General features: G+C 41.8%; 9 protein-coding genes. 8 read left to right on the top strand and 1 reads right to left on the bottom strand.

What is annotated here, in order from left to right:
- Positions 1–146 precede the first annotated feature (146 nt).
- Positions 147–830: an ABC transporter ATP-binding protein gene (locus tag M0Q51_04855; protein MCK9399306.1), complete on the top strand. Its 684-nt coding sequence runs from the start codon at positions 147–149 to the stop codon at positions 828–830.
- A 225-nt stretch (positions 831–1,055) separates the two neighbouring features.
- On the opposite strand, the gene M0Q51_04850 is transcribed toward M0Q51_04855, so the two are convergent.
- Positions 1,056–1,766 (bottom strand): hypothetical protein, encoded by a 711-nt coding sequence (locus M0Q51_04850; protein MCK9399305.1) that lies wholly within the window; start codon positions 1,764–1,766, stop codon positions 1,056–1,058.
- Between the two features lie 353 nt (positions 1,767–2,119).
- On the opposite strand from M0Q51_04850, the gene M0Q51_04845 reads away from it, so the two are divergent.
- From M0Q51_04845 to M0Q51_04815, 7 genes are all read left to right on the top strand, one after another.
- Positions 2,120–3,277: a hypothetical protein gene (locus M0Q51_04845; GenBank protein ID MCK9399304.1), complete on the top strand. Its 1,158-nt coding sequence runs from the start codon at positions 2,120–2,122 to the stop codon at positions 3,275–3,277.
- Between the two features lie 321 nt (positions 3,278–3,598).
- Positions 3,599–4,510, top strand: coding sequence for an ABC transporter substrate-binding protein (locus tag M0Q51_04840; GenBank protein ID MCK9399303.1), 912 nt, complete (start codon positions 3,599–3,601; stop codon positions 4,508–4,510).
- 22 nt (positions 4,511–4,532) lie between these two features.
- On the top strand, positions 4,533–6,614 hold the full coding sequence (locus tag M0Q51_04835; protein ID MCK9399302.1) for an ATP-binding protein: 2,082 nt from the start codon (positions 4,533–4,535) through the stop codon (positions 6,612–6,614).
- A 66-nt stretch (positions 6,615–6,680) separates the two neighbouring features.
- Complete coding sequence (locus tag M0Q51_04830; GenBank protein ID MCK9399301.1) at positions 6,681–7,865, top strand: SpoIIE family protein phosphatase; 1,185 nt, start codon at positions 6,681–6,683, stop codon at positions 7,863–7,865.
- 374 nt (positions 7,866–8,239) lie between these two features.
- Positions 8,240–9,355 (top strand): hypothetical protein, encoded by a 1,116-nt coding sequence (locus M0Q51_04825; protein ID MCK9399300.1) that lies wholly within the window; start codon positions 8,240–8,242, stop codon positions 9,353–9,355.
- A gap of 109 nt (positions 9,356–9,464) precedes the next feature.
- Positions 9,465–10,418, top strand: a complete 954-nt coding sequence (locus M0Q51_04820) for an ABC transporter substrate-binding protein (GenBank protein ID MCK9399299.1) — start codon at positions 9,465–9,467, stop codon at positions 10,416–10,418.
- 9 nt (positions 10,419–10,427) lie between these two features.
- Positions 10,428–12,368: an ABC transporter substrate-binding protein gene (locus M0Q51_04815; GenBank protein MCK9399298.1), complete on the top strand. Its 1,941-nt coding sequence runs from the start codon at positions 10,428–10,430 to the stop codon at positions 12,366–12,368.
- The last annotated feature ends 19 nt before the right edge of the window (positions 12,369–12,387 follow it).

The following is a 12,387-nucleotide window of genomic DNA, read 5'->3' as shown; positions in this document are numbered from 1 at the left end:
TATTTTTCTCTGAAGCTAAATTTTCATCGAAATCCAGACAGGCATTTTTCCAAAGTCATACTTTTACCGATAATTATTATTTTTTCAATTTATATTAATGTCCCTTTTTAGAGGGGGCTCAACTTTGCACTTTGAACTAAATTGTTATGGGCGTTATCAGCACAAAAGATCTGCACAAGGTTTACGCGGAGACTAAAATTCCGGTCAATGCACTGAATGGGGTTTCATTATCATTTGAAGAAGCCGAGTTTACAGCGATAGTAGGGCCTTCCGGCTCAGGGAAAACCACCCTGCTGAACATGCTGGGCGGCCTGGATGTACCTACCAGCGGCGAGGTGCATATTAACGGGACGAATATAACCAGCCTGCCTTCGCGTCGTTTGATCGACTTCCGGCTGCACAATATTGGTTTCGTTTTCCAGTCGTTCAACCTGATCCCGGTTTTAACCGCAAGGGAAAATGTCGAGTTCATACTGCAATTGCAGGGGGTAGGTAAAACAGAAAGGCAGCATCGGGCCATTGAATTGCTGGAAGCGGTAGGGCTGCCGGATAAGATAGACAACCGGCCCGGCGACCTCTCCGGTGGCCAGCAGCAAAGGGTTTCGGTTGCAAGAGCGCTGGCCTCCAAACCCCGTTTCATCCTTGCCGATGAACCTACCGCTAACCTCGACAGTAAATCGACCGCCGAATTGCTTGACATCATGATGAAGATGAATGAGCAGTACAAAACGACGTTTATCTTTTCCACTCACGATCAGCGCGTGATGGATCGTGCCAGGAGGATTATAACGATTGAGGATGGGAAGGTTGCCAAAGATGAGACGAAATGAGATACTTGATTCCAAATTTCAAGTTTCAAATTTCAATGCTAATAATCTGTGTAATCTGTGCTTTAATCCGTGAAAATCTGTGAGAAACAAAAAAGTGGCATATTTTATATCGATTTCCATTTGATGCAAAAAGTAACTAACCTTTTTAATTATTTCTATAACAGCAATTTAAGTTTTCAACCCCTGTGTTGAGGTACAAATAGGGTACAGAAAAGTTTATATTTCTTACAATTTGCTATCCCGTTTCAATCGTTTATAATTTTCAATAAATGAAGGTGTATCTAACAATGCTAAGTGATTTCTCATTGCTATCAAACCAAAGAAGTCAAAAAACGATTTTGAGTCCATTTTGACATTATTGAAATAATGAATTTCATAAAACTCCTTTATTTTATCAATAAAATCTGAATTTTTGACAACTGGATGAATATTGTAAAAATCTATATATTTGAAAAATATATTGACAAATTCATTCTCTCTATAGCTATCTTTTTTTAGTCCTAATAATTCAGTAAAATACACCCCACTACTATTAAGTAATAGCTCATAGTCTTCCTCGTCTAACTCATATTTGACGTCCTCTTTTAAATATTCTTTTGCTTCGTTAAACACAAACAAAATTCCTAACGAAAACAAATTAAAAAATCCAAAATAATACTGGTCAGTATATTTCTTGTTAATAATACTCATGATACCTAAACGTATACCACTTGGGTTTGGCATCTTAAGTCGCTTTATTATTGAGGCTGTTGAAAGGAGTAATGCTTCTCCATAATATATCAATAATTCATCGATGGATTTAGCACTATTATATTTTAATACATTCTTTTTGCTATACTCTGACTGTGGTGGTAAACCCAATGCTTCGATAACTTGTTTTTTCCAATCATTGGCTGGATTAAAATTATTTGAATTTATATCCTCTTTTTCACTCATTGTGAGATTTCCTAACTTTAATGCCTGAGATTGTTAAGCTGTTCTATCACTACCCTCATCAAATGTAGTTAATTATTAAATATTTCATTGTATTTTACAATTTTGATTAAATATAGGACTATGTAATATCTTTGTTTAATTAACAAATTTAAAAAGTATTATAGGAGGTGTAACTTCTCCCCTCTCATTCTTACAATGTTCACCATCATCCCAAATGCAAATGATAAATATTACAATTTTGAAATTTAAAGTACTTAAAACTAAATAATTTATTATACTGATTTTATCACCTTGTTTTTGTCTTTTCGAAAGCATTACATTGTAATTAAATTTGATGTGAACACCAAATTCTGATGAAAAGGTTCATCATATTAATATTAATCTCTCTTACATTAAATCTTCAAGCCCAGGAGAAGGAGCGGAACTGGCGGTTGAACGGTTATTTGCAAACACTTCAGAATCTATGGATTCCGCCGGCCACAAGCCAATGGCAAACTATGACGTCAATAAATAACAGACTTGATTTCCGCTGGGCTCCCGGCAATTCCTTTTCCTTCCACGTCGGGGTCAGGAATAACATGAACCTGGGGCAGATGGTCCAGCTTTATTATCCATATTATGCCGAGATGTCGACCATCGAAGATGGCTTTTTCGATCTCACTCATCTTTGGGTAAGTGACTCATCTTATTATTTTTATTCAAATATCGACCGCGTGAATGTTAAGTGGAAGGTGGGAAATTTTGAAACAACCGTCGGCAGGCAGCGGATCAACTGGGGCATCAACCTGGTCTGGACGCCTAATGATATCTTTAACTCTTTCAACTATTTTGATTTTGATTACGTGGAAAGGCCCGGTTGTGATGCTGTTTTACTGGAATATTTCACCGGGACGACTTCTTCGGTGCAGATCGGATTTAAAATTGATCACGATGATAAAATTACTTCAGCCCTCATGTACCGTTTTAATCGCTGGAATTATGATTTCCAGGCGTTTGGCGGGGTAATGAAAGGGGATATGGTAGTAGGAGCCGGCTGGTCAGGTGATATCAAAGGAGCTGGATTTACGGGGGAATTGAGCTATTTTCATCCATATGAACATTTTTCGGACAGCAGCGGTGTACTGGTTGGTTCTGTTAGTATGAATTACACATTCAAAAACTCTCTTTTTATAAACGGTTCCTACTTGTTCAACAGCGCCGGTACAAGGGGACCAGCGAGTAATGGGACATTATTATCGCTATACGCCGATATATCCGCAAAAAACTTCACCCGTGCCATGCATTCGTTATATGCGGGAATTGGCTACCCGGTATCGCCCCTCATCAGGGCCGACCTGGCCTGCATTTTCAATCCCAATGACAAATCAGGTTTTGCCGGACCCTCGGTCGACTTTTCCCTTACCAACAACCTGTCGCTTCTTCTCATAGGGCAGGTTTTCTGGGGAGATAAACTGACGGAATTCGGCGATTACGGATCTCTTTATTACATTCGTCTCAAATGGAATTTTTAATAAATGCCATCCGGAGAAAGATCAAAAAGGGAAATAGAAAATTAATATGACGCATAGATGAGATCGGTGTCTGTCTTTTTGTATTTTTACTCATGTAAAAATACTTTTATCATGTCAATGATCAGGTTGTTTTCTATTCCATGTTGGTGTAAACCAATCATTGAATTTTGTGTTTCGTTTCCATCTCAAACCAGGAATACCAATGTTTTTCTTCTCCTCATTATATTGGCTATATCATTTGGATCATGCGATAACCAGCCTGTACAATCTCCAGTCAATATTAATACGGAAAATCTTATTGTTCAGGACACTGGCAAACCGATGCATCAGATAAGGCTGCTTCCATATTGGGTTCCTTCGGCTCAATTTGCCGGCTATTATGTCGGGATTGAAAAAGGGATTTTCGAAAAACATGGAATACACCTGGAGATGATGCCCTTTGACCCGCTCATGCCTGTCGCACCAGCCATAAGGAATAAAAAAACTGATTTTGCCATGTTGTGGTTGGTTAATGCTATAGAGCTGAGGGATAAGGGCGTTGATATCGTTAATATTGCACAATTGTCATCCCGTTCTTCCCTGATGCTTATAACTAAAAAAAGCAGCGGAATCTCGAAACTCGAGGATATGAATGGCAAACGGGCAGGAATATGGATTGGGTACGAAAGGCAACCCCAAGCTTTGTTTAAAAAATATAACCTTGATGTCAAAATTATCCTGATTGGCAGTACCAATAATCTTTTTCTCCAGGGTGGGGTTGATATCCTCAATGCCAATTGGTTCGATGAGTACCATTCTGTTTTAAACAACGGGACTAATGAGGATGAGTTGAATAAATTCTTTTTTGCAGACTATGGATTAAATTTCCTTGAAGATGGCATTTACTGTCTTGCTGAAAAGGTCAGAGAGGATCCGGAACTGTGTGTGAATTTCGTTACTGCCGCTTTGGAAAGTTGGAATTATGCATTTAATAACCAGGAGGAAGCTATTGACATCGTGGAAAAATATGCTAAAAAGCAAAACCAACCTGTCAACCGTTCTCATCAGCGATGGATGCTAAGCCATTATAAGGAACTGTATATTCCTACAGGGAGTGATACGATCAATACCAACCTTCTGCAAAAAGATTATGAGACTGTTCAGCAGATCATGATAGAGAATCGGTTCATTAACAAGGTTACCCCCTATCATTCATTTTATAAACCCTATAACAAATTGCCGGAAAGTCGATGATTATCATTGAAATGATAAGCATATGGTAAAGGAATCACAGATAAAACTACGAAGAGGCCTGGCGTTTAAGATGATCATATATGTTTTTGTAAGCATTATGGTTATATTCATCCTGATCTTTCATTATACATTAAAAATCACCCGTGATATTGTCGTTGAAAATTTAAAATCAAACGCTGAATACCTCACCAAAAGTACCGTTTCAAAAATTGAAAAAGTGTTAAGCTCCATTCAGCGGGTCCCTGACAATTTTGCTCAGATCTATCAACAAAATGATTTTGATGAAGCAGAAATGAACCGTTTGCTCAGGATGATGGTTGAAAATAACAAGGATATAATAGGCGCCTGCCTTGCTTTTGAGCCTTTCTTTAAAAATCAATCGGAGAAGTTTTACTCATTCTACTATTACCGGAAAGACGATAAAATTGAATTCCTGAATCTGGGCAATGACCAGTATGTTTATTTCTACATGGATTGGTACCAGATCCCTAAAGAACTTGGTACGGCATTATGGAGTGAACCATACTTTGATACAGGTGGTGCGGATATGTTGCTTTCCACTTACTCAGTTCCCTTGTATTCTGAAAAGGATGGGGAAAAGAAATTCGTGGGCATCCTCACCATCGATCTTTCTCTTGACTGGCTGCAGCTATACGTGAATGAAATCAAGGTGTATGAGACAGGGTATGCGTTTATGATCTCGAAAACCGGCAGTATGATAACCCATCCGATTAAGGATTTTATCATGAACGAAACTATTTTCAGTATCGCGGATGAACAAAAATCATCAGCCTTGCGAGAAATAGGACGACACATGATCGAAGGGGAGACCAGTTTCGCAGAAATTGAATATCGTAATATGAAGACCGGAAAACTCAGCTGGATTGCTTATGCCCCGGTACCTTTAAATAGCTGGTCCCTCGGAGTTGTCTTTCCTGTTGATGAGTTTATGGCTGATGCAAACCGCCTGAGAATGATAGTTATGGGCCTCGGTTTGGGAGGTGGAGCCATCCTCATCCTAATTATTATTTTGATCTCGCGTTCTATCACCAGTCCGTTGCGCAGGCTCACCTTAGCCACTGAGACTTTTGCTAAGGGTGAATTCGATGTTGAACTTCCCGTAATCAATTCAAAGGATGAGATCGGTCGGCTCAATGCGGCATTTCATTATATGCAGGATACCCTCACCAGGACAATCAGCGATTTGAAGGAAGCCGGTGAAAAGCTCGAAATTTCACATGCCAAGCTGGAAGAGTACAATCGCACACTTGAACAAAAAGTCGAAGAGCGGACTGCCACACTGAAAGCTGCCCAAACCCAGTTGATTCAATCTGAGAAAATGGCTTCGCTGGGACAACTCACCGCGGGAATTGCCCACGAAATAAAGAACCCTTTAAATTTTGTCAATAATTTTTCTGAGCTTTCCGTGGAACTGGCTGGAGAAGTAATCGAAGAAATAGACAAATTATCAGGAATTATTGATCCCAAAGATTCGGACTATTTGAAAGGTATTCTTCGGGATATTGAAAGCAATGTTAAAAAGATCAATGAACACGGCAAGCGAGCCGACAGCATTATCCGCGGCATGCTGCTCCATTCCCGGGGCAAATCGGGAGAGATTCAGCCCACCGACCTGAATGCACTGCTTGGTGAATATGTTGCCCTCGGATACCATGGTTTAAGGGCAACCGATAATACGTTCAATATTAAAATTGAATCGGAATATGATCCATCCATCGGATTGGTTAATGTGGTCCCCCAGGATATGAGCAGGGTTTTCCTTAACCTGATCAATAATGCTTGTTATTCAACAGCACAGAAAAAAAAGGAGCTGAAAGATTCCTATTTCCCCATCCTTAGGGTAAGTACTCAAAAGACGCCGGATAAAATTATCATACGGATATGGGACAATGGAAAAGGAATCCCGCAAACCATCCTTGACCGGATATTTAATCCTTTTTTCACGACCAAACCTGCCGGTTCAGGCACAGGACTAGGATTGTCGATAAGTTATGATATTATCGTTCAGGAACATAATGGTGAAGTAAAGGTTGACTCGAAAGAGGGCGAATTTGCAGAGTTTACCATATCGCTCCCAAATTAATTATAATGAAGATGATTTAAATTCAGCACCAAATTTCTATAAGAAAAGAGACTAAAATATTTAATTATGGATGAACAGTTGATGAAGAATGTAAAGATAATGGTGGTAGATGACGAAGTGGATCTTGAGCCACTGATCCGACAAAAGTTTCGCAGGCAGATCAGGGATGGCGTTTATGATTTTGTTTTTGCTCATCATGGGTTGGAAGCACTGACTAAACTAATTGAACAACCTGAAATAGGGCTCATCCTTTCCGACATCAACATGCCTGAAATGGATGGATTGACTTTACTCACGAGGTTGAAAGAGCTGAAAAATCCTGTATTAAAAACAGTGATCGTTTCGGCTTATGGCGATATGGAAAATATCCGAACAGCCATGAACAGGGGAGCTTTTGACTTTCTCACCAAACCTATCAGTTTTGATGATCTGGAAATTACCATTAATAAAACGTTGGATGAGATAACCATGATGAGGTTAAGCTTGCAGGAACATGATGAATTGATATCTATTCAACAGGATCTGCAGACTGCCCGTGAAATCCAGCAGGCTATTCTTCCTAAAACTTTTCCTCCATTCCCGGAGCGCACTGAATTTTCCATTTTCGCTTCTATGATTGCAGCAAAAGAAGTTGGGGGTGATTTCTTCGACTTCTTTTTGATCGATAATGAACGGTTGGGTTTTGTGATCGGCGATGTTTCCGGCAAGGGTGTTACAGCAGCTATCTTTATGGCGGTTAGCCGCACCCTGATAAGAGCGACAGGACTAACAGGCATATCTACCGAAGAGTGTATGAACTATGTGAACAGATTGCTTTGTAATGAAAGCATTTCCTGCATGTTTGTTACGGTTTTCTATGGTATTCTCAACACGACGACCGGGGAGGTTGAATATGTCAATGCCGGCCATAATCCTCCATATATCCTTTCAGGAAACCAGGTTCGTAAGGTACAAATGACCGCAGGCACTGTTCTGGGTTGCATGGAAGATTTTATATATCATTCAAAAAAAGTACAATTGATTCCCGGCGACCTTCTGTTCCTTTTTACGGATGGAGTAACTGAAGCTTTCAATATTCATGAACAGCTTTATGGGGAAGAGCGTTTGGAAAACTATCTTCAAACTCACCTGGCTCATCCTATTGAAGAGGTTGTAAAAGAATCCATACAAGATGTTACTAAATTTTCATCAGGAATGCCTCAATCAGATGATATCACCTTACTTGCAATAAAGTATATAGGTCGTATCTGACTTTCGGCACAATATGAACCTCTAAGTTTATATGGAGGAAAGCCTTAGATTATGATGATTTCAGAAAAGATATATATATTTACGTGAAAGTTCACTGGTTGGCTCTTTATCCGTTGTGAAGTCGAAAGATTTAATTGAACAAGAAGAATTATATAAGATATTAAAACAAATGCCAAAATGTGGCATGCTTCATTTCCACACAACCGCAACCGGCGATGCAAACTGGATAGTGGAAATGACATGTCCGACAATTGGCGGGGCGGATCTTTCCCAGGAAACTGAATACAAAAGTTTAATACTAATAAAACTTAACGTATTACTTTGATTAACAAATATTTAACTTAATACTTATCGAATCATTAAATCATCAATTTATGAAAACAAAACAATTTATCTTATTCGTTTTGGTGTCTTTGGTAATAGTATTTGGTCACGCTTGTTCTAAAGATGAACAAACCCAAAACTGGCCGGAGGGTCAATATAACCAATCGGCCATGCAAAATTTGAGCGGATTTTCTGAACAGCGGGCCGAACTGCTTGTCAATGCAACAATGTCATTGAATGAGTTTATCTCATTTAGCACCGACTCAGCATGGCATCTGAACGAAGGTGATAAGTTGCGACTCAGGCAGCTGCGGGAAGGAGTTAGTTTTCCAACTACTTCTACTATATTACAAAAAGTGCTTCCTTTGGAGGATGTGGCTTTGTATATGAATAACACCTATGGCGGAACGGTGGGAGGATTTGTTTCTTCAGCCGGAGATGTAAAAAGTCTGAAAACGCTTAGTGATGTATATTACGGAATGCGGCTTGACTATTCAGGAACCAAGTTTTCGCCCGATGGGGGAGGCTATGCTGTTATACGGTTTACCAGCAATGTTACCGGCAATCTGTCCATCCCCTATTGTGAAGAGATGGGTGGAACCAGGACCCATGCATGGCCGAATACGGGAGGTGGCTTTACATCCTCTACATTGGGTGATGGCGGTTTTCCGGAATATACCTTCGATGGCTATTATGCACCTGCTCAAGGTGGTGAACTTTACGAAGTGACTCCTGCGGGGAATGAAATCCTCCGTGCGCAATTTAACGGTACAGGATGGGTTACTACAGAACCGGAACTCAAAAATGCCAAGGTTGCCGAAATTCTTACGCAAGTAGAAAACCCCATTCGCAACGGAATTTATGCACGCGCACAAGGAGGAGCGATTTATCCTACCATAGCACTTCCCGGTGGCAGATGGCAAATCCAACGCGATAAAGGAACTTCCTTTACACAGATTGATGCCCTGGTATCAATCAGCACCTTTGCCAATTACAAGGGAGTTACTTTCCGGATCAGGGGTTGCGATGGGGAAAACTACTATCTCACCACGAATGATCCGATGACCCAAAGCATTTTGTCTTTAGATATTGTCGAAAAAGGGCTCTATGGTATTACGGTTCCTATTCCGGACGTAAATAAAGTTTGGGAAACTGTCTCAGAATAATGCTGCTTGGATAGCCAAACTCTTCGACAATCTTTCCAGACAGCAGATAAATTCCCGGCTTCCGGAAAGGATTTTAGCTTCTTTTGCTATCTTTACCAAAATTAAAAAAATGAATCGTTTGAACTTTTTTTTCGGCGTTGCGGCCATAGTTTCCCTGGCTGCCTGCCAGCCGGCTGAGAAAAAAATTACGATCGGATATGTTCAGATCACACAGGATCCGGTTCTGGATGCAGCCAAGGCTGGTGTTTTTCGAGCCCTGGCAGATTCTGGCTTTATAGACGGACAGAACATCAAGGTGCTTGATAATAATGCACAGGGCGATCTTTCAATGATCAACATGATCCTGCAATCCCTGCTGACTCAAAACGTGGATCTGATTATCACCAACAGCACACCCTGTATGATGGCTGCCGCACAGACCGTTCGGACTATTCCGGTTGTTTTTACGGTTGCTTTTGGACCGGAGCAGGTGGGTCTTAAAACTATACCTGAAAATCTTTACGGAGTTTATGATCCCCTGAAAGTCGGTGAATTTGTTGATCTCATGATGGAATGTATTCCCGATCTGAAGCGTATCGGAATTCCCTATAACAATGCCGAACCCAATGCGGAGTATTCTGTTAAAGTCCTGAGCAAAGAATTTTCTATGCGGGGACTCACCCTCGTGACCGCATCGGTGACAAGTACGAATGATATCCTGCAAGCCGGACAATATCTTGCCGGACAACAAATTGACGCCCTGGTGGCATCCGCCGACAATACCGTTTACCTGGGTTTACCGGTTCTGGCGAAACTGGCTTCCGGGCAAAAAATCCCCCTATTTGTTACCGATCCTTTGCAGGCCGAAAAGGGTGCAGCCATCGGGCTTGGCGCCAACTATGACCAATGGGGCTATCAGGCCGGGCTTATAGCCGTTGAAATCCTGAAGGGAAGAACTTCCTCCGGGAACCGGATTGAACCGATACTAAACTACAATCTGATCATTAACCGGAAAGCTTGCGCCGAACAGGGTCTGCTGGTCCCTGAAAAAGTGATCGGCCGGGCTACCCGGATTATTAATTAAACAGATACCATGAAATCAGTTTCCCGCGGGATAATTGCGTTGATCCTTGTTTCGGCAATTTTACTTATTTCTGATCTTCAGAACCGGAATGTGAAGAGGAATACTTTCCGGCCTGCCGGACCTGCAAAATCCGAAGCTTTGGCCGGAAGGAAGTATATTTTGGGGCTCTGCTATTTTGCCCCGGAAGCTTCCCATGACGAATTACTATCCGGTCTTTGGATGCGTCTGGAGGAGCTGGGTTTTGTGCGCGACAGCAATCTGAATGTAAAAGAATCTCATTCCAATGGGGAGATCGGGAACATCGCACCCATCCTGCTTAATATGGATCATCAGACCATGGACCTGGTACTGGTTACCTCTACACCGTGTGTCACTGCTGCGGTGGCTACCATCAGGAAACATCCGGTTGCTTTTACCTATTGTTATGATCCGATAGCCGCAGGAGTCGGAATCAGCCGGGAGGACCATGCTAAAGGCATTACGGGTATTGGATCCTTTCCTCCTGTGGAAAAAACGATTCAATTTATTTTAGAGACGATTCCCGGAACAAAAAAAATCGGAACCATTTATAACACCTCGGAAGCAAACTCCCGCAAAGTGGTTGGCGTGATGCGCCAGTTAGCTGAAAAATCGGGATTTACACTGGTTGAAATGCCGGTTGTTAATTCATCTGAAGTGTTACAAGCAACCCAGGTTATCGCAAGCAAAGGAATTGATGCCCTGTATGTGTCAGGCGACAATACCGCTTTACAGGCATTCGATGCGATCGCCGGGGTCTGCAACAACCAACACATTCCTTTAATTGTAAATGATTTGCCCTTTGTCGGAAAGGGCGCTTTTGCCGCCATCGGGATTGGATGGCAGAGCGTGGGATACCATTCGGGAGACTTGATCGGCCGGCTTTTGAACGGGGCATCACCCGACACTATTCCAATTGAAAACTATATGAATGAAATGGTGGCTTTCGATGAGGAAAAGGCAAAAAGCCTGGAGCTCACAATACCACAAAAATACCGGACCACAGGTAACTCCCTGCCCACTGGGATCAAGTTTAGGCTGGGACTGGTCCATTTTGTCGATAGTCCGAATTCCGAAGCCTGCGAAAAAGGGATACGCAAAGCGCTGGAAGATAAAAATCTCCGGGAAAGTGTTGATTTTACCCTCAAAGTGTACAATGCGCAAGGCGATATTTCGACCCTGAACAGTATTGCAGAAACCATCAACAATGAAACCTGGGATCTGGTGTTTGCCACTTCAACCCCTTCTGTTCAGCTGCTGGCGAAGAAATTGCCCAATTCGAAAATCGTTTTCACCAATGTAGGGGATCCCCTGGCCGCCGGATTGGGAGAATCGTTTGACGATCATCTGCCCAATCTCTGTGGTATTTCCACGATGAGTGATTTTGAAGGACTGATGAAACTGGTGCAAAACCTGCATCCCGGAATGAAACGTGCCGGGACCGTTTTCACACCGGCGGAGATTAATTCGGTCTCCTATAAGAACCGGCTGGAGGAGGCGGCCCAAAAAATAGGAATTAAGCTGATAGCCGTTCCGGCCAATTCAGCAACAGAAGTGCTCGATGCCGCAAATTCCCTGGTTGCGCAAAGAATTGATGCTTTTTGCCAGATTTCTGATAATCTCACCGGAAGCTGCAGTTCTGCAATCCTGAAAGTATCCCTGGATAGTAAAATTCCCTATTATGGTTTTGTGACGAATCAAATGGATCAGGGAGCTGTTGCCGTTTGTGCGCGCGACTATTTTCAGGCAGGCTATGAAGCCGGACAGATGGGGATTGAAGTTTTATCCGGGAAAAATCCTGCGCAAATACCTTTCCGCTATGTTGAAAAGACGGATTACATGATCTGCCCGGAGACCGCAAAGTTATATGATGTCCCCTTACCCGACCAGCTTTTCACAGTTTTCCCACAGCTGAAAATTGTCAAACAATAACACCAATACTTGCAATAGT

This window comes from Bacteroidales bacterium, assembly GCA_023229505.1.
Taxonomy (GTDB): domain Bacteria; phylum Bacteroidota; class Bacteroidia; order Bacteroidales; family JAGOPY01; genus JAGOPY01.
The sequence above is the reverse complement of the archived record's forward strand: the minus strand, read 5'-3'. Positions and strand labels throughout refer to the sequence as shown.

Coding starts and splice junctions, on each gene's coding strand:
- M0Q51_04830 (MCK9399301.1), top strand. CDS start 6,681: ATGGATGAACAGTTGATGAAGAATGTAAAGATAATGGTGGTAGATGAC.
- M0Q51_04845 (MCK9399304.1), top strand. CDS start 2,120: ATGAAAAGGTTCATCATATTAATATTAATCTCTCTTACATTAAATCTT.
- M0Q51_04840 (MCK9399303.1), top strand. CDS start 3,599: ATGCATCAGATAAGGCTGCTTCCATATTGGGTTCCTTCGGCTCAATTT.
- M0Q51_04820 (MCK9399299.1), top strand. CDS start 9,465: ATGAATCGTTTGAACTTTTTTTTCGGCGTTGCGGCCATAGTTTCCCTG.
- M0Q51_04815 (MCK9399298.1), top strand. CDS start 10,428: ATGAAATCAGTTTCCCGCGGGATAATTGCGTTGATCCTTGTTTCGGCA.
- M0Q51_04825 (MCK9399300.1), top strand. CDS start 8,240: ATGAAAACAAAACAATTTATCTTATTCGTTTTGGTGTCTTTGGTAATA.
- M0Q51_04850 (MCK9399305.1), bottom strand. CDS start 1,766: ATGAGTGAAAAAGAGGATATAAATTCAAATAATTTTAATCCAGCCAAT.
- M0Q51_04855 (MCK9399306.1), top strand. CDS start 147: ATGGGCGTTATCAGCACAAAAGATCTGCACAAGGTTTACGCGGAGACT.
- M0Q51_04835 (MCK9399302.1), top strand. CDS start 4,533: ATGGTAAAGGAATCACAGATAAAACTACGAAGAGGCCTGGCGTTTAAG.